Origin of the sequence: Streptomyces sp. NPDC096040 (assembly GCF_040303265.1) — a bacterium.
Lineage (GTDB): Bacteria > Actinomycetota > Actinomycetes > Streptomycetales > Streptomycetaceae > Streptomyces.
This window is the reverse complement of sequence record NZ_JBEOTA010000012.1, coordinates 223,220-245,217: the sequence shown is the minus strand read 5'-3', so window position 1 is coordinate 245,217 and position 21,998 is coordinate 223,220. Positions and strand designations below refer to the sequence as shown.

Below are 21,998 nucleotides of genomic sequence, written 5' to 3'. Positions count from 1 at the left end.
CGCGGCGCCCGGGATTTTTTTCGGACGCGTTTACGGCGTGCTACGGCAGCTTCGGCGACGGCTTGCTCGAAGGCGTCCTCAGGGCGGGGACGGAGAGCGAAACGGACGGTACGGCGGGAGCGGCCGGGGCCGGGGCGAGCGACAGGATCGACGAGGCGGCCGGCCTCGTCGGCAGGCCCGACACCTTCGGCACGTCGGGCACCTGCGGGACCTGCGGCACCGGCAGCTCCGAGAGCGGGGACGAGGACACGTCCGGCAGGGACGCCACGGGCACCGGCAGCGGCAGTGACGTTCCCCCGGTGGGTGAGGGCGTCCGACCCCTGGCCCCGGGCGCCGGGGGCGAGGAGGCGCGCGTCTTGGGGGTGCGCCCCCGGCCCACGGCGTCGCTGCGCCGGACCTGCGCGTCGCTGGACACGGCCGGCCGAGGCGCCGGACCGTTCCCGTTTCCGCCCGCATTGAGCGTGTACGGCAGCACGAACCCCGCCACCGCCAGGGTCGCCGCCGTCGAGGTCACCGCGACCACCTGGGCCTTGCCGCCCCCGCGCAGCCGCCCGCGCCCGACCAGGAACAGCACCAGCCCGAGGGTCCCGGCCAGCGAGGCGCGCAGCGTCCGCCGGGCCCGGGCGAGAAGCGACTCGACGGTCCGGTAGCTGAGCCCCATCCGCACCGCGACCTGGCTCACGTCCAGGTCCTCCGACTTCAGCCGAAGAGCCTCCGCCTGCCGGGCGGGCAGCTCCCCGCTGCGCACGGCGAGCCACTTCGCCTCGGCCCGGTCGCACACCGCCTCCTCGACGGGTACCGGGCCCGGCGCGACGAGCGTGGGGCGGCTGCCGACCTCGGCCTCGCGGTTGACCTGCCGGTACCGGTCGACACACAGCCGCATAGTCACCGTCGTCAGCCAGGCGCCGAGCCGCTCGTCATCGAGGTCCGGGCGCTCTGCGGCCCGCAGCATCGCCTCGTGCACGGCGTCCTCGGCGTCCTCCTGGCTCATGGAGCGCCGCCGGGCCACCTTGAGCAGCTGCTCGCGATGGCTCCACATGCGCTGCCAACGCTCGTCGGCGGCCGCTGTGTCCGCAGGTATGTCCGTTGCCATGAGGGCCCCTTCGCACTCACCCGCCGGTCCTGTGCTTTCGGCAGGTGGCGACATTACCGCCGAGTAGGCGGGTTTGTGGAGGGGGAGGCGCCCATCGTGTTCGAGCCGTCGCCGATGGTCAGCGGCCCCGCGTCGGGCAGCACACCGCCGCCGGGCAGTGTGAGGGTCGGCTCGGGGACGGGGACCAGCGGCGTGTGCGACGCCTTCGGCACGCCGGCCGTAGGCGACGGGCTTGGGGAGGGTGAGGCAGGCGGCGTCGACGGCGTGCGCGACGGACCCGGGCCCTGCTTCCGGTCGTCCGACGGCTTCGACGGCGAGTGCTTCGGCGTCTTCGGGCGGGACGGCTTCGGCCGGCCCGACCGGGATCCGTCGGACGCGTCCGGCACCACGCGGTGTCCGGTCAGGTAGTACACGTACCAGGCCGTGACGGTACGCAGATAAGCGTCCGAGTGGTTGTAGCCCAGGATCGCCCGGTCCAGGGCGGCGGGGTTCGACAGGTCCCGGCCGCCCGCACACAGGTAGCGGCCGGCGGCGAGCGCCGCGTCGTAGACGTTGTTCGGGTCCGACCGTCCGTCGCCGTTGCCGTCCGCGCCCCAGCGGGCCCAGGTGGACGGGATGAACTGCATCGGGCCGACCGCGCGGTCGTACACCGCGTCCCCGTCGTACACGCCGCCGTCGGTGTCCGCCACGACGGCGAAGGCGCCGCCGGTCAGCCGCGGGCCGAGGATGGGCGTCACGGTCGTACCGTCCGGGGTCACCCGGCCGCCCCATGCCTGCCCGGACTCCACCTGGCCGATCGCGGCCAGCAGCTGCCAGCGCAGCCGGCAGCCGGGAGCGCTGCGCGCCAGCGCCTCTTGGGCAAGCCCGTACGCGGTGAACAGGCTCGCGGGTAGGGCGCCGCCGCCCCTCGCTCCCGGTGCCGAGCCGTTCTTCCGTGTCCGCAGCGGGGGAAGGGCGGTGCGGTACGGGGTGTCGCCGGACACGCTGGGGCCGTGCTCGGCGGGCGCTGCCGTCCGCGCGGGCGCAGCCTCGGACGAGACCGCCCCCGGCGCCTGCGACGCGGTCAGGACGGCCATCGCCGCCGCCGCGATCGCCGTACCCCTGGCACCCCTCAGTGCCCCCTTGAGTGCACGCGCTGTCACTGTGCAGTCCCCTCCGTGGGTGAATCCGTCGTCTGCTCTACGCGGCCGGAGGGCAGGTCCGTCGCACGGAACCGGGCGGATGGGGCGGGCGCGTTTTCGGGAGCGGGGTACACACGCGTGTCCGTCAAGGTCTCACCAAGCGGTCGGGGCGGTCACCGACCTCGATCGCCGGCCCACCCGACCACGCTCGTAAGGGTGGGCTGCGGACCACGATGCAACCCCCGCGTGCCGCAGCCGAGGGAGACGCAGGACGCCGCCATCTGGCTCGAAGCGGGAGCGTGTCAGCTCGCCGCCCGTGGGAGTACTGCTGGACCTGGATGAGGGAACTTCAACCACTTGCGGGGCAGGGGTGGTTGGCGTACGCAAGGGACCAGTCTCAGGCGCAGAGCTTTCCTTGTGCCACCAGCACCGTGTCGTCAGCCGTCAACTCGCCCCTCGGACACAGACGGTATCCCCCACTTGTGCGGGTCGAGCTGAGCCTCGGCCCGCACGAGCTGTTGTGCGGGTTGTTGTCAGACTCGGCGGGTGTAGGACGCGAGGCGGTCGGCGAGCGCGGCGACGAGGTCGCGCAGTTCATCCGGGCGCTCGATGACGAACGGCCGGTCGAGTGAGGCGAGCACCGGCGGCAACCAGTCGAGCCGCTCCGCCCGTACCTCGACGCGCAGCCAGCGCTCGCCTGCCCCGTCCTGGTCCCCCGCAGCCTCGTGCTCCTCCACGCTCGCGACGCCGGCGGGAAGGCGGGCGCGGATCTGCTCGACCGTCCCGTGGATCCGCAAGGTCACCTCATGCCGGTACTCAGCCGTGGCGAACGCCGACAGCACGCGCTGTGCCGGACCGGGACCCATGGGCGCTTCGAAAGAGCCGGGCAGGGTCCTCGAGTCCGCGATGCGATCGAGCCGGAAGGTCCGGTCCTCGTCGATCTCGGCGTCCTTGCCCGTGACGTACCAGTGGCCCGAGTGGGCGACGATCCCGTACGCGTGCAGCGTGCGTTCGCTGCGCCGTCCGTCGCGGTCGGAGTAGCGGATCGAAACCGGCCGGCGGTGGCGCACCGCATCCGCAATGGTGAGCAGGACGCCGGCGTCCGGGGTGTCGAACTCGCCGGGCTGATCCGTGAAAGCGAGAGCCTCCAGGAGTGCGTCGAGTCGACGGGCGATGTGCTTGGGCAGCACCCGCCGGATCTTCGCCGATGCCGTCTCGTTCGCCGTGCGCTCCGTCGTCGTCAACCCGGCTCGGCGGCCGGCGACCAGGCCGAGCAGTACGGCCAGCGCCTCGTCGTCGCTGAGCATGAGCGGAGGCAGGCGGTACCCGGGGGCGAGCCGGTAGCCGCCGTAGCGGCCGCGCACCGATTCCACGGGCACGTCCAGCTCGATCAGCTGGTCCACGTACCGCCGCACGGTGCGCCCTTCGACGCCGAGCCGGTCCGCGAGTTCGGCCACGGTCCGGGTACCGCCCGACTGCAGCAGCTCCAGGAGGGTCAGCACGCGGCCGGTGGGGCGAGGCATGTTCACAACCCTACGCGAATACCGGACCGATTCTGTCCACTATTCCACCTAGCCTGCGAAGTGCACGCCACCAGCAGACCCAAGGAGATCCCATGGACTTCGTCTCGATCCGCATCATCACCGGCGACGTAGCGCGCCTCGTCGAGTTCTACGAGCGAGCCACAGGGGTGCGAGCGACGTGGGCCACCGAGGACTTCGCCGAACTCAGCACCCGGGGCGCGACCCTCGCGATCGCCGGCACCCGCACGGTCCCGCTGTTCGCCCCGGGCTCTGCCCGCCCGGCGGACAACCACAGCGTGATCACAGAGTTCCTCGTCGACGACGTGGACCGCGTGCACCAGAACCTGACCGGCTTCGTCACCGACTTCGTCAAGAAGCCCACCACGATGCCCTGGGGCAACCGGTCGCTGCTGTTCCGCGACCCCGACGGCAACCTCATCAACTTCTTCACCCCGGTCACCCCGGCTGCCATAGAGAAGTTCGCACGTTGACGCCGTGCGCAGCAGAGTCCCACGCAATCTGGAATTTGCTGAATGCGGCAAGGTAGTTGCAAGGGCTTGCATGACCTTTACTTCGCAGGAATCTAGCGCAGGTAACGGGTCCTCTGTTCGGTCGGGTCGCCGGTTTCCCGCATCCCCCGAGGAGCATCACATGCTGACGATCCCCAGACCCCGGCGACCGGCGGTGTCCGCCGTCGCCGCGGTCGGCGCGATGTGTGTGTCCGTCTTACCGGCCGCCGCACTACAACCTCCCTGGCCGCCGGAGCGCACTGCACGGTCTCCGTCACCTTCAGACCCACCGTCGCCGGTGCCCGCACCGGCACCCTCACCCTGACCGGCGACCAGTCCGACAACCCCACCACGGTGGCCCTGTCGGGCGCCGGTACCGACACCACCGGGACCGACCTCGCCGCCGGCAGGCCCACCGGCGAGTCCAGCCACACCGACGTCTACGGTCGTCGAACGTGAGGACGGCAAACCAGGGCTCCTACTGGGAAAGCGCCAACCACACGTTTCCGCAGTGGGTGCAGGTCGACCTGGGCTCGGCCCGGAGCGCCTCCTGCGTGGTCCTGCAGCTGCCCGCCATCTGAGCACCCGCACCCAGACCCTGACCCTCGGCGGCAGCACCGACGGCACCACATTCACCACCCTGAAGTCCTCGGCCGCCTACACCTTCGACCCGAGCACCAGGAACACCGTCACGCTCACCTTCCCCGCCGCCACCCAGCGCTACTTCCGCGTCACCATCACCGCCAACAGCGGCTGGCCCGCGGGCCAGGTGTCCGAGTTCCAGGCCTGGGACTCCTGACTCCGCCCCCTGCAAGCGCCGCCGGACAGCCCGTCCGGCGGCGCCGACGGCGTGCCCATCAGGGAGTCACACCCGGACCTTGCAGGCCGCATTTTTTATTTGTTGCAAAGTCCTGTCTAGTTATTGCGTGTTCATATCAAGGATATTACGGTCCCCCTTGCGTCGCCGCCACCCCCTGCCTCCCCTCCGTCCCCCGCGTCCTGACGGCGCCAGCGGAACAGTTCCGGCGTTTCGCGTGAAAGGAGTGGCAAGTGTTCCATTCCATCCGAGATCTGAGACGAGCCCTCGTCTGGGCGGTCAGCACCGCGATGCTGGCTGCGGTCGGCGTCATCGCCCTGGCCGTCCAACCGGCCTGGGCGGCGACCGCCGCCACCGGCGGCAGCGGTGCGAGCCTGCCGTACGTCGAGGTGCAGGCGGAGAACTCCGCCACCAACGGCACGCCCATCGGACCGAGTTACACCCAGGGCCAGTTGGCCGACGAGGCGTCGTACCGCAAGGCGACGACGCTTCAGGGCACCGGCCAATACGTCACGTTCACCACGCCGGTGGCGACCAACTCGATCAACTTCCGGTACAGCATCCCCGACACATCGGGCGGCTCGCTCTACACCGCCCCGCTGTCTCTGTACATCAACGGCGTCAAGCAGCCCGACTTCACCCTGACCAACGCCTACAGCTGGTACTACGGCAGCTACCCCTTCACCAACTCGCCGGGCAGCAACCCGCACCACTTCTTCGACGAGGCCCACCGGCTGTTCTCCACCACCTATCCGGCGGGAACGACCTTCAAGTTGCAGGTCGATCCGGGGGATACCGCCTCCTCGTACACGATCGACTTCGCCGACTTCGAGCAGGTCGGCGCCGCCCTGACCGCGCCCTCGGGGTCGGTGTCGGTGACCAGCAAGGGCGCCGACGCAACCGGTGCGGCCGACGCGACCAGCGCGTTCAACGCCGCGATCAGCGCGGCCGGCCCCGGCGGCACCGTGTGGATCCCGCCGGGCACCTACAACATCCCCGGCCACATCAGCGTCAACAACGTCACGATCGCCGGCGCCGGCATGTGGTACTCGACCGTCACCGGCACGGCACCCGGCTTCTACGGCAACTCCGCACCCTCGGCCAGCACCGGCGTGCACCTCCAGAACTTCGCCGTCTTCGGCGATGTGCAGGAGCGCAACGACAGCGCCCAGGTCAACGGCATCGGCGGCGCGATGAGCAACTCGACCGTCTCCAACCTGTGGATCGACCACATGAAGGTCGGCGCCTGGATGGACGGGCCGATGGACGGCCTGACGTTCAGTGGCATGCGCATCCGTGACACCACCGCCGACGGCATCAACTTCCACGGCGCCGTCACCAACTCGAAGGTGACCAACAGCGACATCCGCAACACCGGCGACGACGGCATCGCCACCTGGGCGGACTCCGGTATCGGAGCCGACGCCAACGACACGATCTCCGACAACACCGTGTCCCTGCAGATCCTCGCCAACGGCATCGCCATCTACGGCGGCCACGACAACACCGTCAGCGGCAACCGGGTGGTGGACTCCGGCATCACCCAGGGCGGCGGCATCCACGTGGGGCAGCGCTTCTCGTCGACGCCGGTCGGTACCACCACGATCTCCGACAACACCATGATCCGGGACGGCAGCCTCGACCCGAACTGGCAGTTCGGCGTGGGCGCCCTGTGGTTCGACGGCAGCCAGGGCGCGATCACCGGCCCGGTAAACGTGACCAACGCGCTGATCCAGCAGAGCCCGTACGAGGCGGTCCAGTGGGTCGAGGGCACCATCAGCGGGGTCGACCTCAACAACGTGACCATCGCCGGCACCGGGACCTTCGCCCTGCAGGAGCAGACCGGCGGCGCGGCGAAGTTCACCAATGTCACGGCGACCGGCGTCGGCTATTCCTCCCCGGTGTACAACTGCTCGGGCGGGAACTTCACGGTGACCGACGGCGGCGGCAACTCCGGCATCAGCGGCACGCCGTACTGCGGAGGGTGGCCGGCTCCGGTCTACCCGCCCTACCCGTCCGAAGGCGTGACGGCCACCCCCGGCGCGCTGAACTTCGGTTCGGTCCCGACCGGTTCGACCAGCGCCGCACAGACCGTGACGGTCTCCAACCCGACCGGCACCGCCGCGTCCGTCTCGTCGATCTCCACCAGCGGCGACTACTCCCAGACCAACACGTGCGGCTCGTCGATCGCGGCGAACGGCTCGTGCACCGTCAGCGTGAAGTTCGCGCCGACGGCGACCGGCAGCCGTAGCGGAGCTCTGACCGTCAACGCGGGCGGGATCACCAACACGGTCAGCCTCTCCGGTACCGGCACCGCGCCGGGCCCGGTGCTGAACACCGACCCGGCGAGCCTGTCCTTCACCGCTACGGTGGTCGGCTCGTCGGCCACCGCGCAGAAGGTGACGGTGACGAACTCGGGCACCGCATCGGCGACCGTCTCGGGCGTCGCGGTCACCGGTGACTTCAGCCAGACCAACAACTGCGCCACCCTGGCGGTCGGTGCGTCCTGCACGGTGAATGTCGGGTTCAAGCCCACCGCGGGCGGAGCGCGCACGGGCAACCTGACCGTCACCAGCAACGCCAACAACAGCCCGACCGTCGTCTCCCTGACCGGCAGCGGCATCGACAGCACCACCAACATCGCCGCAGGGCGGCCGGCGTCGGCGAGTTCCAGCTCCAGCCCGTACGTCGCCTCGAACCTCACCGACCCGGACGCCTCGACGTACTGGGAGAGCGCGAACGGTTCGTTCCCGCAATGGGCCCAGGTCGACCTCGGCCAGAACTACAGCGTCGGCAAGGTCGTGCTCAAGCTCCCGCCGGCGACGGCGTGGTCGGCACGCACGCAGACGCTGTCCGTGCAGGGATCCACGGACGGCTCCAGCTTCTCCACGATCAAGGCATCGGCCGGATACACCTTCGACCCGAACACCAACAACACGGTGACCATCACGTTCAGCGCCGCCACGGCGAGGTACGTGCGGGTGAACATCACCGCCAACACAGGGTGGAACGCCGCCCAGCTGTCGGACTTCGAGGTGTTCCCCGGCAATGGCGGCTCCTCGACGGCGACCTTGTCGGCCAGCCCGACATCGCTGACGTATTCCACCCAGACCCTCAACACCGCCAGCAGTGCGCAGACGGTCACGGTGACCAACACCGGTACCGCGGCCGCGACCGTCTCCGGCGTCACCGTCACGGGCGATTTCTCGCAAACCGACAACTGCGGGACGTCGATCGCGGCGAACGCCTCCTGCACGGTGAACGTCACGTTCAAGCCCACCGCTTCCGGCACCCGCACCGGCGATCTCAGCATCGCGAGCAACGCGTCGAACGGCACGACCACGGTCGCGCTGACCGGCACCGGCGCCGGCACGGTCAGCAGGAACCTGGCAGCCGGCGCGGCCACCACCGAGTCCAGCCACACCGACGTCTACGCGTCGTCGAACGTGACGGACGGCAACCAGGGCTCCTACTGGGAGAGCGCCAACAACGCCTTCCCCCAGTGGGTCCAGGTCGATCTCGGTTCCGCGCAGAGTGCGAGCCGCGTCGTCCTCCAGCTCCCCGCGGCCTGGGGCGCCCGTAACCAGACGCTGTCCCTGTCGGGCAGCACCGACGGCTCCAACTTCACCACCATCAAGTCGTCGGCCACCTACACCTTCGACCCCACCACCAACAACACGGTCACCATCACGTTCTCCGCGACCACCCAGCGGTACGTCCGGGTGAACATCACGGCGAACAACGGCTGGCCGGCCGGTCAGATCTCGGAGTTCCAGGTCTGGAACACCTGACCCGAACCGATAGTGCCGCCGAGCGCCGAAGCGCTCGGCGGCACACCCAGACATACGCCTCGGGCAACACGACCGACGGTGACACCGACACCTACTGGGAGTCCGCCAACAACACCTTCCCGCAGTGGGTCCAGGTCGACCTGGGTGCCGCCACCGGCGTCAGACGGATCGTCCTGCACCTTCCCCCGGCCACCGCCTGGGCCACCCGTACCCAGACCGTTTCCGTCCAGGGCAGCACCGACGGCGGCACCTTCGCCCAGCTTCTCGCCTCCGCGGGCTACACCTTCGACCCGGCGACCGGCAACACCGCGACCCTCATGCTCCCCGCCCACCGTCACCACCCGCTATGTACGCCTCACCTTCACCGCCAACAACGGCCGGCCGGCCGGACAGGTCTCGGAGTTCCAGGTCTTCGGCGCCTGATGCCCGGCCCACCTCGGCCTATAGTTCGTCGCATGAGTCGCTGGGAGGAACTGACCGGGGGCACGTCCGGGAAGGACTATGCCGCACGGTTCGCCGCCGTGGCCCGCAGCGGCAAGGACGTACACGGAGAGGCACGGTTCTGCGCGGCACTGGTGGCCGCCGGCGCACGGGTGCTGGACGCCGGGTGCGGCACCGGACGGGTCATGATCCGGCTCACGGAACTCGGCTACGACTGCGTCGGGGTGGACCTCGACGCGTCGATGCTGGCCGTGGCGCGGGAGCAGGCCCCGCAACTGCCCTGGTTCCAGACCGACCTGGCCGAGTTCGAGCCCCGTCGGCTCGGCATCGCGGCCGACTTCGATCTCGTGGTCGCCGCCGGCAACATCTTCCCGTTGCTGGCGGCCGGCACCGAGGCCACCGTGGTCGAGCGGCTGGCCGCTGCCCTGCGCCCCGGCGGTCTGCTGGTCGCAGGCTTCGGCCTGGACGAAGCCCATCTGCCCGTGCCGCCCGGCATCACCCTGCCCGAGTACGACGACTGCTGCGCCGCGGCCGGCCTCACCCTCGTCGACCGCTTCGCCACCTGGGACGCCGACCCCTACAACGGCGGCGGGTACGCCGTGAGCGTCCACCGCCGCCAGAAAACCTGAACACCTTCGCATAGACCCCGGCGGGGGCGGGCCCGTGGTGGCGGTGCCGAAGAAGCCTTTGCCGCGGAACCGTAACTCCCGCAAGTTTCTCACCGTTCGGCCCAGCTCTCGGCCTGTCCTACGCAGGGGGCGGGTTCGCGTCCTCGGTGGCACGGACCCGCGGCGTCGGGCCGGCCGGGGTTCGGCCGCCGGGCTCCGGCACGCGTCCGCCCGTGAACTTCGCACTCAGAAAGTCTTGTTGGCCTCGTTGACATGCCCCGAGCACAGGCGTTTCACTCGACACTCGTGCATGGCAACGTTGTCAGGCCGTGGGAGCGACCCCAACCGTTGCCTGTCGCCGGCATTCCGGTGTTTTTCGGCGCGCCGACACCTGATGTGCGAAGCACGAACTGCTGCGGAGGCAACCGATGGTGAGACCCCGACGTCCAGCTGCACCAGCCGACCGAGCAAGATTCCGCCGACGCCTCGTTGTGGTCTGCGTCCTGGGCATGGCAGCCCTTCCGCTTCCGGCGATCGGAAGCGCCCAGGCCGCAAGCAACGCGACACCGCCCCTCGTGAAGGACCCCGCGTCCCTCGTCAATCCCCTCATCGGCACCTCCGGTGCGGTGGACACCTTCCCCGGCCCCGACATGCCCGCCGGCATGGTGCAGTGGGGCCCCGACACCACCCCCCACCGTCCCGACGGCGGCGGCTACGAGTACACCGCCAGTAAGATCTCCGGTTTCAGCCTCACGCATGTCTCCGGACCCGGCTGCCCCGTCGCGGGCGACCTGCCGATCCTGCCGGTGACCGGTGCGCTGTCGGGCGACCTCGGCAGCGCGTCCGTCGGCTTCGGTCATGACAAGGAGCAGGCCGGGACCGGGTACTACAAGGTCACCGACGCCAACGGGGTCAGCACCGAGCTGACCGACACCACCCGCGCCGGCCTCGGCACCTTCACCTTCCCCTCGGACCAGCAGGCGAACCTGCTGTTCAAGCTCAGCGGGGGCGCCACCCAGGTGGACGGAACCCGCGTCCAGGTGGTGAACAGCAAGGAGATCAGCGGCGCGATCGACAGCGGGCACTTCTGCGGCGCGAGCAACCGGTACACGCTGCACTTCGACATCAAGTTCGACAGGCCGTTCACCGCGAGCGGCACCTGGGTCGGCAGCACCATCACCCCCGACGCGACGTCACTGAAGGCGGGCAAGGTACGGCAGACCCCGAAGGCGTCCACGTCTGCCCCGCTGAAGGAGAAGCACTTCACCGTCCCGGCGAAGCCTGCCCCGACGATCCACAAGAGCGGCGCCAAGGCTTCCAGCGCGTCCGCCCAGCCTCCCACGACCGGCGCGAACGGCATGTACCTCACCTTCGACACCTCGTCGAACCCCAAGGTGACGGCGAAGGTCGGTGTCTCGTACACCAGTGACGCCAACGCGGCCGACAACCTCAGCGCCGAGATCGGGAACTGGAACGTCGGCGCCGTCGAGCGCGCCAACCACGACGCCTGGAACACGGTGCTGAAGAACATCCAGGTCGGCGGCGGATCCGCCGACCAGCAGACGCAGTTCTACACCGCGCTCTACCACGCGCTGCTGCACCCCAACGTCTTCTCCGACGCCAACGGCCAGTACATGGGAATGGACAACCAGGTCCACAAACTGGCCAAGGGACAGAAAGCCCAGTACGCCAACTACTCGGGCTGGGACACCTACCGCTCCCAGACCCAGCTGATGGCGATGGTCGAGCCCAAGGTCGCCAGCGACGTCGTCACCTCGATGCTCAACGGCTACGACCAGACCGGCCTGCTGCCCAAGTGGGCCTCGAACAACGGCGAGAGCTATGTGATGGTCGGTGACCCGGCTGCCGGCATCATCGCCGGCGCGTATGCCTTCGGCGCGACGGACTTCGACACGGGCAAGGCTCTGGCGGCGCTCCAGCACGAGGCCACGGTCCCGAACAACGACCGTCCCGGCGAGTCGGTGCGGGACGCGAAGGGCTACCTCCCGCTGGACGAGAGCTACGGCTGCTGCAACTTCTACGGCCCGGTCTCCACCCAGCTGGAGTACGACTCCGCCGACCACGCCCTGGCCTCCTTCGCCAAGTCGCTCGGCAAGACCGCCGTCTACGAGAAGTTCGCCACCCGCGCCCAGGACTGGATGAACGTCTTCAACCCCCAGACCGGTTACCTCCAGGCCAAGAACAAGGACGGCCAGTTCGCGGGCGGTTTCACCCCCGGCACCTCCAACGGCTTCGTGGAGGGCACCTCCGCCCAGTACACCCCCATGGTCCCGTTCAACCTGAAGCAGCTCATCCAGGCACGCGGTGGCACCAAGGCGTACTCGTCCTACCTGGACAGCCTGCTCGACAACATCACGAGCCCCGGTAACACCGACGCCGACCTCAGCAACGAGCCCAGCGTGGAGATCCCCTGGGAGTACAACTACACGGGTGAACCGTGGAAGACCCAGGCGGCCGTCCGCGAGGCCCAGCAGGACCTGTACTTCAACGCCCCGGTCGGCTCGTTCGGCAACGACGACCTCGGCGCCATGAGCTCCTGGTACGTCTGGTCCGAGCTGGGCATGTACCCGGAGACCCCGGGCGCGGACACCCTGGTGCTCGGCAGCCCGGTGTTCCCGGTGGCCCAGGTGACCCTCGGCGGTAAGACGGTGCGGATCAACGCCCCGCAGGCCGCGCCCGACGCGCCGTACGTGCAGTCGCTCGGCGTCAAGGGCAAGGCATGGAACACCTCCTGGCTGACGTACCAGCAGTTCAAGGGCGCCGGCACCATGGACTTCACGCTCGGTACCAAGCCCAACACGGCCTGGGCGTCCGGCCCGTCGGCGGTGCCGCCGTCGGACACCACGGGCGGCGGCCGGGTGCTGGCCGCGACCGGTCCTTCCAGCGACGGCCTGGTCCTCCAGCCGGGTACGGCCGGTGACGGCACGCTCGACCTGACCAACCTCGGCGACAAGGCCGTCACGGTCGACTGGACGGCGACGGCGCCCACCGGCGTCACCCTGGACACGGCGTCCGGCTCGCTGACGGTGCCCGCCTCGGGCAGCGCCGAGGCGAAGGTCCATGTGACGGCGGGCGCGGACGAGGGGACGTACCCCGTCACCTTCGCCCTGACCGACCACAGCACCGGCGCGGCACTGCCCGGGGCGGTCCTCCGCGTCGCCGTGGCCAAGGCCGGTGCACTGTGGCCGTACGACACCAACGAGGGCGTCTACCCCGACGGCAGCAGCTTCTCGGGCGGAATCGACGGTGGCGGCTGGGCCTTCTCGCAGAACGCGCTGTCGGCGGCCGGTGTCACCAGCGGCTCCACCCTCACGGTCGACGGCATCTCCTATGCCTGGCCGACGGTGACGTCCGGTCAGCCGGACAACCTGGAGATGGCCGGCCAGACCATCCCCATGCCGGCCGGTACGTCGGGTGCGTCGCTCGGGCTGCTGGGCGCGGCGACCAACGCGCCGACCAACGGCAAGGGGGTCTCGGGCACGCTGACCGTCACCTACACCGACGGCACCACCGCCCAGGCGACGGTCGGCTTCCCGGACTGGACGCTCAACGGCGGGGGGAGCAAGCCGCTTCCGGGTGACACGACGGCCGTCACGACGGCCTACCGGAACACCGGGAGCGGCGGCCGCGACAACGTGAAGACCTATGTCTTCGCCACGAAGGTCCCGCTGGATCCGTCCAAGCAGGTGGCCTCGGTCACGCTGCCGGTGACCGGCATGACGGGCACCGACCACCTGTTCTCGTACGGCTTCGGCCAGTAAGGAACGCCGGAGGGCCGGTTCCCGGACGTGAGCCCGGGCACCGGCCCTCCGGTACGACGTGCTCAGACGAGACTGAAGTCGTCGGCGTAGACGGCGGCCTGGCCGTACCAGCCGTGGACGTAGACGGTGACCGTGCCGCTGCTGCCGGTGGTGAAGCCGACCTTGAGCTGGTTCCAGCTCGCGCTGTTCGACCAGGTGCTCGTGGTGGCACCGCCGCTGACGCCGAGATAGGCGTACGGGCCCTGCACCCAGCCGGAGAGCGTGTAGGTGTGGTTGGGGGAGAGGGTGACGGTCTGGTCGCACTCGCCGGTGCCACTGGAACTCGGCGTGACCTGGAGGCTGTGGCTGCCGCCGTGGACCGGGGTGGAGACGACCGTGCTGCCGCCCGTGCAGGTCCAGGGGCTCGAACTGCCGGTCTCGAAGCCCGCGTTGGTCAGTGAGCCGCCGCCGCCTCCGCTGCCGGAGGAGGTGACCGTGAGTGTGTAGGTCGCGCTGTGGCTGCCGCTCGCGGCGGTGCCGGTGACGGTGATCGGGTAGCTGCCCGTGGCCACCGACGAGCTGACCGTCGCCGTCAGTGTCGAACTGCCCCCGGACGTCACGGAACCCGGGCTGAAGGAGACGCCGACCCCGGACGGTGCGCCGGAGGCGGAGAGGGCGACGGACTCGGCGCTGCCGGAGGTGACGGCCGTGGTGACGGTCGCGGTCGCCGAACCTCCCTGGGCGACCGAGGCGGAGCCCGGCGACAGGGACAGGGAGAAGTCGGTGGTGCCTCCGCCGCCCGAGCTGCCCCCGTACGGCACGAACGCGTCCGTGAACGCGAGCGGGTTCTGGCTGATCTCACTGCACGTGGACAGCGAGTTGGCGCTTCCGCCGCACGGCTGGTCCCGGTTGACCGACCAGAACGCGAGCCGCCCGACACCGTTCTGCGCGGCGAAGCTCTCCACCGTCTGGGCGTCGGCCAGGGTGAAGGTGGACCCGTCGTCGTTCTTGCCGATCATCGGGGTGATGCCGAGGTTGGCGTAGGTGTAGCCGGAGTCGACGGACTGCATCTGCGCCAGCGTGGCCCTGGCCGCGGAGAGGGCGCCCTGGCCCATCTCGGTGCCGGTGCCGGCGTAGTAGTCCATGGTCATGATGTTGACGACGTCGATCTTGATGCCGGCGTTCTTGGCGGCCTTGAGGATGTTGACGCCGTCGGCGGTCAGCCCGCTCGTCAGCACCGGCAGGGTCATGGAGAACCGGAGGCCCGGGTTGGCGGCCTTGAGGTCCCTCATCGCCTGCATCTGACGGGCCGCGGCCGCGGTGTCGGCCACGGCGGCGCCCTCGACGTCGAAGTCGAGCTGGGTGACGCCGTAGTCGTTGATGATGGCCTGGTATCCGGCGTCGATGCTGCTCTGGTTCGAGCACGTCCACGCGAGCGGCTCGCCGGCCGCACCGCCGGAGGAGATGATCACGGAGGCGCCCTCGGACTTCGCCCTGGCGATCTCGGGATCGGTGTAGGAGTCGTTGCCGATGGGGAGCGTGTCGCCCCAGATCTGGGTGCAGCCTTCGCCGAGTACGAAGGCCGCGGTGTAGGCCTTGAGCCCGTGTCCGGTGACGGCGGTGTCGAGCAGGCCTTCCTGACCGTTCGACATGTCGACGTAGGGAGCCATGGAGTAGACGCTGCCCGCCGCCGCGTTGCCGGCGGGGGCCAGCGCGACGGCGGCGCCGGTGGCCGTGAGTGCGAGGGCGCACACGGAAGCCGCGAGTCTTGCCAGGTGCATGACAGTGCGCTGCATGAAGTGGCCCTTTCGGGATGCCCATCGAGGGCGGAGGGGTGGGGCCGGGAGGGGTATTGGTACATACCAAACTCCGGAGGGCCTCCGCCGTCAAGAGGACTAGACCAAAGGCTCTGCCAAGACACGCGCGTCCTCCGTCAGACACGCTTCTTCCGCCGGACGCGCGCCTCCCGTCTCCGGCGGGTGGACCGGAGACGGGAGGCGCCGGGCTACTTCGCGGTCAGGAACTCGTCGCCGGACAGCGGGCGGCCCACGATCCGGATGTCGCCGACGCCGCCGTGGAAGACGATGTCGACGGCGCCCGCGTACTCATGGCCGCCCACCAGCCAGGGCAGCCCGAGCGAAGTGAGGCCGACTGACAGGCGGTTGGGGTTGTCGACGACCGGAGCGCCCTCGACGTACAGCTTCGTGTGGCGGCCGTCGTTGACCACCGCCAGGTGCCACCACTTGAGCTCCACCAGGCCGTGGCCCCAGTTGGTGGTCGGGTAGGTGTCGTTGAGCGGGTAGTGGTTGAACTGCGGCTCGCGGCCGTTGTTCGAGATGGCGAGCTGGAGCACGGGCTCGCCCGGGTCGGTGTTCTTGCCGTGCTTGCCGGCGTCAGCGGCCGAACCCCGGCGGCTGAGTATCGACGCCCAGCCGTTGCGGCCGGCGTCCCAGTCCAGCGGCATCCGCACGAACGTCTCGATGGTGTACCCGGACTTGAACGTCTCGGCGTTCAGCGGAGCCTTGGCCCCGGTGGTCAGATACGAGCCGTGGAGCGGGTTCCGGCCGCCCGCGAACGTCAGGCTGGCGTGCGCGGGCTGGTCGGGGTGGTGGTCGTCGGACCAGGTCAGCGCATCGGCGGCGGTGCCCGGCAGGGTCACCACGGTCAGGTCGTTGCCCTTGCCGGACAGGTCGGGCACGGTCTGGCCCGCGGCGAGCGCGGCGCCGGGCGTGCCCTGCCCGTCGAAGCGCCAGTAGGCCAGCGTGCCCTTCACCAGCTCGCGGGCGGCCGGACGGGCCGGCCGGACGGGAACCGGGGCGAAGCCGGAGAACCGCTCGGTGAAGTCGATCGGCACCGAGAAGTTGTCGACCGGGCCGGTGATCCGCGCGTGCTGGGCGGCCAGTTCGGTGCGGGACTCCGGCTTCTGGGACAGGATCCAGGGGTTGACCGTCTCGACGTCGATGGTGTTCCGGGCCAGGTCGAAGTGGTAAAGGCGGATCATGCCGCCACCGCCGAAGTAGCGGTTCTGGTAGTTGGTGATGTGCAGATGCACCTCGTGGCCGGCGGCGTTCTTCGCGGTCGTACGCGCGGGCGGCCAGTAGTGGCCGTTGAGGGTGAGGAAGATCTGGTCATTGTCGTTGATCAGTCTGTCCCAGACCGTCCGGCCGTAGTCGGAGAGCACGGCGTTGTTCTCCGGGTCGCCGGACTCGTACGGGAAAACGTTGTCATCGTAGTTCGAGTAGACGAGGTCATGCGTCGTGAGGATCACCGGCAGTTTCGGGTGGGCCTTGATGACGCCGTCGGCCCATGCGAAGCCCTGCTCGCTGGTCCGCCAGTCCAGGGCCAGCAGCAGCCAGGAGCGTCCGGCGGCCTCGAAGATGTGCGCGGTGTTGTAGCCGGTCGCGTCCGCCCCGGCGAACGTCTTCGCGTGCTTGAAGCGCTGCGGGCCCATGGTCTGCAGATACGGCGTGTCACCGCGGCTGTCGTCGCCGCTCACGTCGTGGTTGCCGGCCAGCACGCTGTAGGCGGCGCCGTGCGCGTCCAGCAGGTCGAACGCCTTGTCGACCTGCTGGAACGAGGACGGGTCCGCGTCCTGGGTCAGGTCGCCGAGGTGGGCCATGAAGACGATGTTGTCGTCGGAGGCGTTACCGCTGTTGCCGATGACGTAGCGGAACGACTCCTCCTGCGGCGTCCGGTTGACGCTGTCCTGGCTGCCCCAGTACAGGAACTGGGTGTCCGGCATGACCGCGAGGGTGAACCGGAGGGCGGTCGGATCCGGTCTCCGACTGCCGGTCCTGCCGCTGGAGGCGGGGTCCGCGGCGTACGCGGGTGTGCCGGCGAGCGCGGAGGCGCCCACGGTTGCCGCTCCCGCACCGGCCAGCGCCGCGTTGCGGAGAAAACCACGCCGACTCTGCCCGGTCGTTTCTTGTGACGGAGTGTCATCCTGAATGGACATGGGGCCTTTCCCGGGGTCGATGGTTCAAACGGCGACGACGCTACCCAGAAGGGCCCCGGGGCGGGCGGACAAGAGGTGACAAGCGAAGGCCGGGCGTCTGTCCAGGATCGAAAGACTGGCGCGTACGCCGTCATTCGGCGCCGGTTACTTTCCGACCAGCCGGTCGGTCGCTCAGGCCGAAGGCTCCGAGACGGTGTGTTCGCCGCGCCGGACGAAGGCCAGGGCCGCCCACGCCATGGCGACCAGTGGGATGACACCCGAGATGATCACCTGCCCCTGGCTGGAGACCAGGCTGTTCGGGGTGCCCAGCAGATAGCCGAGGCCGATGCAACTGCGGGACAGCGCCTGGAAGCAGGCCCAGGCGCTGCCGTGCACCTCGGCCGGTACCCGCGAGTGCACCGCGTTGCGCAGGCCGACGTTGCACGCGCCGTTGCCGAAGCCCGCGATCAGGAACAGCGGGAAGATCACCGCGGTGACCGGGATCAGACCGGTGAGGAGCAGGCCCAGGCCGATCCCTGAGATGCCGCCGACGATCAGCAGGGCCTGCCGGTCCGCCCAGCCCACGCGGCCCGCGAGCAGGGCGCCGGGGACGGACCCGAGGGCCCAGGCCGCCAGGAAGAGGCCGAAGACGGTGTCGTTGCCGTTGACGACGTCCCGCAGGTAGAAGACGCCCGCGACGTTCTCGATGCTGGTGGCCAGCATCGCCGCCGCCAGTGCCGGCATCAGCGTGCCCACCACCGGGGCGTCGCGCAGCGCCCGGTAGCCGTCCGAGAGCTTCGTGGCGGGACGGCGGCCGATCGCCACGTCCACGGTGCTCGGCACCGCCAGCATGGTGCAGCCCGCGAGCACGAGGAAGGACACGGCGTCCACCGCGAGGAGCACGCTGGTGCCCCACTGGGAGTTGAGGAAGCCGGCCAGCGGAGGCCCCAGCAGCCCCGCCACGGAGAGTCCGGCCGTCAGCAGGCTGTTCGCCCGGCCCGTGTGCCGGTCACCGGCGACGGCGGGCAGCATCTTGAACCCGGCGGCCACCGAGGCCACTCCGGCCAGGGCCGACAGCGCGATCAGCGCGACCCTCACATGGAACCCGCCGACGGCGGTGGCCGCACCGAGGGACAGCGACTGGGCCAGCAGCGCCCACAGACACACCGCGCGCGCACTGAACCGGTCGACCACGGAGCCGATCAGCGGTGCCGCGAGCACCGTGGGAATGAGTTCGGCGAGCATCACCTCGGTCACCCCGAACCGGATGTCCCGGTCCGCCGCGTGCAGCACCAGCCCCAGCGAGGCGAGGGTGTCGCCGAGACGGGAGAAAAGCGTTCCCGCGATGAGCACCTGCGCGGCGACCGGCATCGCGGTACCCCTGCGCAGCGCGGCGAACGGCGCTCTCCGCGTCTTTTGCGTGTCCAATCCAGTCCAATCCGTCCACTTGCTGTGCTCATTCAGTCTGCTCGCCGATCAGATTAGGCCTGCTCGCAGAGTGGTGGAGCGTCCACCGGCCACCGGGACGGGCTGCTTTCCGGGCTTTGCATGCCCTGCCGGAACCCGGGGCGCGATCCTAATTTCTCAGCCACGAGCGATGCTTCACCGAAAATCCACACATGTTCCACATCAACTCCGGCCGGTCCGGGACCTGCCGACGCGTTCCGCGTGCCACCCGCGACGATGCGCATCCAGGGCGTTCCGGACGTCCTTTCCCTGGTTGGCCGGGCGGGTGAAGAGCAGGAACGTCCCGATGTCCCGCTGGGAGCTGTAAAGCGTGTTTTTCGGCCAATCGCCGGAGTTGCTGCGGTCTCTTCCGGTGAACCGCTCCACCTCCGTCCGTCGACCCGGAAAGCGCCTTCCGGGACGGCCGAGTTATCGACGCCGGCCAGATGAATGTCCGGAAAATGCCGGGACAACGAGCCGCCGCATTCCCCGAGAACGGAGAAAAGGGAACGAACCGGTATCCCGGGGAAGCGCGGGCCCCCTGGTCGGAAAACCGAGTGCCACGCCCCGCACGCTCTGCCTGCACCCGCTCGGTATCACGCACCGTAGCCGCGGAAGGCGGTCGCGGCGCATTACCGTGACGAGTTCGGACGATTGAGGGGAGAGGGCCGTGTGCGACCGCGCGACTGCCGCCTCTTCCCGCTCCCGGTACGAGGTGATCCTCGTGTCCCCGTCCCTCCGGTACCCGCTGCGCGGCTGGTCTCGGACTCCGTGACGCCCGACGCGCTCTTCAACTTCTTGCATATGCCAGGGCATTGACGTCCCGTCAGTCGTCGTCCGGTGAACTTCACCGCCGTAGTCCGGCGAACTTCACCACACGGAAATTGCGCTGCCCATTCCAGGACCCCGCCAGGGAACCGCATTCGAAAGGCACCGGGCCATGCGCACCGAACTCCACCCGAACTCCCTCAACCCTCTTTGCGGCCGTTCGCTACCTGGGCATCCTCGCCCACGTCGACGCCGGAAAGACCACCGTCACGCCCGCTGCGGTGGGTGTTGGGGTCGTTGTCCGTCGTGGTTGTGGGGGCGCCTACTCGCGTGCGGTCGGGCCGCCTTAGCTCGGCGGTCGGGTCGGTGTCTGCGGTGGGTGTGGGTTGGTCTTCGTGTGGCGGGTCGGGTCGGTGTCTGCCGTGGGTGTCGGTCCTCCTCCGCCCCGCGCGTCGGGCCGTCCCCCGCCGTGTGCAGAGGCTCGCCCCGCCGTGCAGAATCGACCGCGCCGCGCCGGACGTGAGCCACGGCCCGCCCACCCCGCCGTAACGCATCCCCCCGTCGAAACACAACCGTTGCGGAACGCCCCCCGGGCTCTCCCTGCCCAGGTCACATGGCTTCGGCCCAGGTCACACCGCCTGGGGTGGGCGGACCACCGGGTCGGAACCGGGTGTTCCCGGGGCCGCCTGCGCGGATACCCGTGCCGGATCCCTTGACGAGCTATTGTTCGGGGGGTTAACTCACGTCCTAAATTAAGCCATGAGGGGCTTCGGCAGCCGAACGGTGGTCTCGGCCTTCGCAATCGCGGGCGCCGGCCTTCGCGAAGCCCTCTCGGGGTTCTCGACTCCCGGAAAGGCACAGCTGGAGCCATGCGCAGCATCCGAGCCGCGGCCGTAGGCGCCGTCACCATGTCTCTCGCCCTCGCGGTCACGGCCTGCGGTGGCGGTTCGTCCACCGGCGGCGGGTCCAACGACTCCCCGAAGACGCTCACCTACTGGGCCTCCAACCAGGGTGCCAGCATCGAGGTCGACAAGAAGGTCCTTCAGCCGGAGCTCGACAAGTTCCAGAAGCAGACCGGCATCAAGGTCAAGCTGGAGGTCGTGCCCTGGTCGGACCTGCTCAACCGGATCCTGACAGCGACCACCTCCGGCCAGGGCCCCGACGTGCTGAACATCGGCAACACCTGGAGCGCCTCGCTGCAGGCGACCGGCGCGCTGCTGCCCTGGGACGCCAAGAACTTCGACAAGATCGGCGGCAAGGACCGCTTCGTCGACTCCGCGCTCGGCTCCACGGGCGCCGAGGGCAAGGACCCGGCGGCCGTACCGCTGTACTCGATGGCCTACGCCCTCTACTACAACAAGAAGATCTTCGCCGCCGCCGGGATCGCCAAGCCCCCGGTCACCTGGGACGAGTTGATCGCCGACGGCAAGAAGATATCCGCCAAGGGCAAGTCGGTGCTCGGCGCCGAGGGCGGAAACGTGTCGGAGAACATCCACCACGTCTTCGTCTTCGCCAAGCAGCACGGCGCCGACTTCTTCACCGCCGACGGCAAGCCCAACTTCACCGACGACAAGGTCGTCGCCGCGGTGCAGCAGTACGTCGACCTCATGGCCAAGGACAAGGTCATCCCGACCTCCGACGCCGAGTACGCGCAGAACCAGTCGGTGAGCGACTTCGCCAAGGGCAAGCAGGCGATGCTGCTGTGGCAGTCGGCGTCCTCCAACCTCAAGTCGCAGGGCATGAGCGACAGCGACTACGGCATCGCCCCGGTGCCCGTGCAGTCCGGCACCCCCGGCACCGGCGCCCAGGTCAACTCGATGGTCGCCGGCATCAACCTGGCGGTCTTCAAGAACACCAAGAACCTCGACGGCGCGACCAAGTTCGTGAAGTTCCTGACCAGCGACGACGAGCAGAAGATCCTCAACACCGCCTACAGCTCCATCCCGCCGGTCAAGGCCGCCCAGGAGGACCCGGCCTTCAACACCCCCGCCAACTCCGTCCTGAAGAACACACTCGCCACCAGCGCCGCGGCCCTGCCCCAGGTGGCCGCCGAGTCGCAGTTCGAGACGACGGTCGGTACGGCAGTGAAGAACCTGTTCGCCGCCGCGGCCGCCGGCCACGCCGTCACCACCGACTCCGTGAAGGCCGAGCTGGAGAAGGCCCAGCAGCAGATGCCGGCGGCCTGA

General features: G+C 69.5%; 13 protein-coding genes and 1 pseudogene. 8 read left to right on the top strand and 6 right to left on the bottom strand.

Annotated features, from left to right (window positions below):
- Positions 1-40: 40 nt before the first annotated feature.
- From ABTY98_RS18870 to ABTY98_RS18860, 3 genes are all read right to left on the bottom strand, one after another.
- Entirely contained in the window at positions 41-1,093 is a 1,053-nt protein-coding gene (locus ABTY98_RS18870; protein WP_352222039.1) for an RNA polymerase sigma factor, read from the bottom strand.
- A 53-nt stretch (positions 1,094-1,146) separates the two neighbouring features.
- Positions 1,147-2,235, bottom strand: a complete 1,089-nt coding sequence (locus ABTY98_RS18865; RefSeq protein WP_502994265.1) for a lytic transglycosylase domain-containing protein — start codon at positions 2,233-2,235, stop codon at positions 1,147-1,149.
- A gap of 512 nt (positions 2,236-2,747) precedes the next feature.
- Entirely contained in the window at positions 2,748-3,737 is a 990-nt protein-coding gene (locus ABTY98_RS18860) for a helix-turn-helix transcriptional regulator (protein ID WP_352222038.1), read from the bottom strand.
- Positions 3,738-3,829: 92 nt separating this feature from the next.
- On the opposite strand from ABTY98_RS18860, the gene ABTY98_RS18855 reads away from it, so the two are divergent.
- From ABTY98_RS18855 to ABTY98_RS18825, 7 genes and pseudogenes are all read left to right on the top strand, one after another.
- Positions 3,830-4,228 carry a VOC family protein gene (locus tag ABTY98_RS18855; protein ID WP_352222037.1) on the top strand — a complete coding sequence of 133 codons (399 nt, stop codon included), beginning with the start codon at positions 3,830-3,832 and terminating at the stop codon, positions 4,226-4,228.
- A 222-nt stretch (positions 4,229-4,450) separates the two neighbouring features.
- Complete coding sequence (locus ABTY98_RS18850) at positions 4,451-4,705, top strand: hypothetical protein (protein WP_352222036.1); 255 nt, start codon at positions 4,451-4,453, stop codon at positions 4,703-4,705.
- Positions 4,706-4,757: 52 nt separating this feature from the next.
- The gene (locus ABTY98_RS18845) at positions 4,758-5,045 is read left to right on the top strand and encodes a discoidin domain-containing protein (RefSeq protein WP_352222035.1); all 288 of its coding nucleotides are present in this window, start codon (positions 4,758-4,760) and stop codon (positions 5,043-5,045) included.
- Between the two features lie 251 nt (positions 5,046-5,296).
- Complete coding sequence (locus ABTY98_RS18840; protein WP_352222034.1) at positions 5,297-8,854, top strand: choice-of-anchor D domain-containing protein; 3,558 nt, start codon at positions 5,297-5,299, stop codon at positions 8,852-8,854.
- 29 nt (positions 8,855-8,883) lie between these two features.
- A pseudogene (locus tag ABTY98_RS42340) lies at positions 8,884-9,277 on the top strand (discoidin domain-containing protein); the annotation flags it as partial.
- Positions 9,278-9,309: 32 nt separating this feature from the next.
- Entirely contained in the window at positions 9,310-9,924 is a 615-nt protein-coding gene (locus ABTY98_RS18830) for a class I SAM-dependent methyltransferase (protein WP_352222033.1), read from the top strand.
- Between the two features lie 488 nt (positions 9,925-10,412).
- Complete coding sequence (locus ABTY98_RS18825; RefSeq protein ID WP_352222032.1) at positions 10,413-13,685, top strand: lectin; 3,273 nt, start codon at positions 10,413-10,415, stop codon at positions 13,683-13,685.
- A 62-nt stretch (positions 13,686-13,747) separates the two neighbouring features.
- On the opposite strand, the gene ABTY98_RS18820 is transcribed toward ABTY98_RS18825, so the two are convergent.
- The 3 genes from ABTY98_RS18820 to ABTY98_RS18810 form a co-directional block, all read right to left on the bottom strand.
- A complete protein-coding gene (locus ABTY98_RS18820; protein ID WP_352222031.1) occupies positions 13,748-15,460 on the bottom strand; it encodes a carbohydrate binding domain-containing protein in 1,713 nt (570 codons plus the stop codon).
- A 209-nt stretch (positions 15,461-15,669) separates the two neighbouring features.
- A complete protein-coding gene (locus tag ABTY98_RS18815) occupies positions 15,670-17,619 on the bottom strand; it encodes a LamG-like jellyroll fold domain-containing protein (protein WP_502994264.1) in 1,950 nt (649 codons plus the stop codon).
- A gap of 171 nt (positions 17,620-17,790) precedes the next feature.
- On the bottom strand, positions 17,791-18,969 hold the full coding sequence (locus tag ABTY98_RS18810) for an MFS transporter (RefSeq protein WP_352222029.1): 1,179 nt from the start codon (positions 18,967-18,969) through the stop codon (positions 17,791-17,793).
- Positions 18,970-20,681: 1,712 nt separating this feature from the next.
- On the opposite strand from ABTY98_RS18810, the gene ABTY98_RS18805 reads away from it, so the two are divergent.
- Positions 20,682-21,998, top strand: coding sequence for an ABC transporter substrate-binding protein (locus ABTY98_RS18805; RefSeq protein WP_352222028.1), 1,317 nt, complete (start codon positions 20,682-20,684; stop codon positions 21,996-21,998).

Excerpts from the sequence above, each read along its gene's own strand:
- ABTY98_RS18870 (WP_352222039.1), bottom strand. The coding sequence starts at position 1,093 with ATGGCAACGGACATACCTGCGGACACAGCGGCCGCCGACGAGCGTTGG.
- ABTY98_RS18860 (WP_352222038.1), bottom strand. The coding sequence starts at position 3,737 with ATGCCTCGCCCCACCGGCCGCGTGCTGACCCTCCTGGAGCTGCTGCAG.
- ABTY98_RS18855 (WP_352222037.1), top strand. The coding sequence starts at position 3,830 with ATGGACTTCGTCTCGATCCGCATCATCACCGGCGACGTAGCGCGCCTC.
- ABTY98_RS18830 (WP_352222033.1), top strand. The coding sequence starts at position 9,310 with ATGAGTCGCTGGGAGGAACTGACCGGGGGCACGTCCGGGAAGGACTAT.
- ABTY98_RS18825 (WP_352222032.1), top strand. The coding sequence starts at position 10,413 with ATGGCAGCCCTTCCGCTTCCGGCGATCGGAAGCGCCCAGGCCGCAAGC.
- ABTY98_RS18820 (WP_352222031.1), bottom strand. The coding sequence starts at position 15,460 with ATGCAGCGCACTGTCATGCACCTGGCAAGACTCGCGGCTTCCGTGTGC.
- ABTY98_RS18815 (WP_502994264.1), bottom strand. The coding sequence starts at position 17,619 with ATGTCCATTCAGGATGACACTCCGTCACAAGAAACGACCGGGCAGAGT.
- ABTY98_RS18810 (WP_352222029.1), bottom strand. The coding sequence starts at position 18,969 with ATGCCGGTCGCCGCGCAGGTGCTCATCGCGGGAACGCTTTTCTCCCGT.
- ABTY98_RS18805 (WP_352222028.1), top strand. The coding sequence starts at position 20,682 with ATGCGCAGCATCCGAGCCGCGGCCGTAGGCGCCGTCACCATGTCTCTC.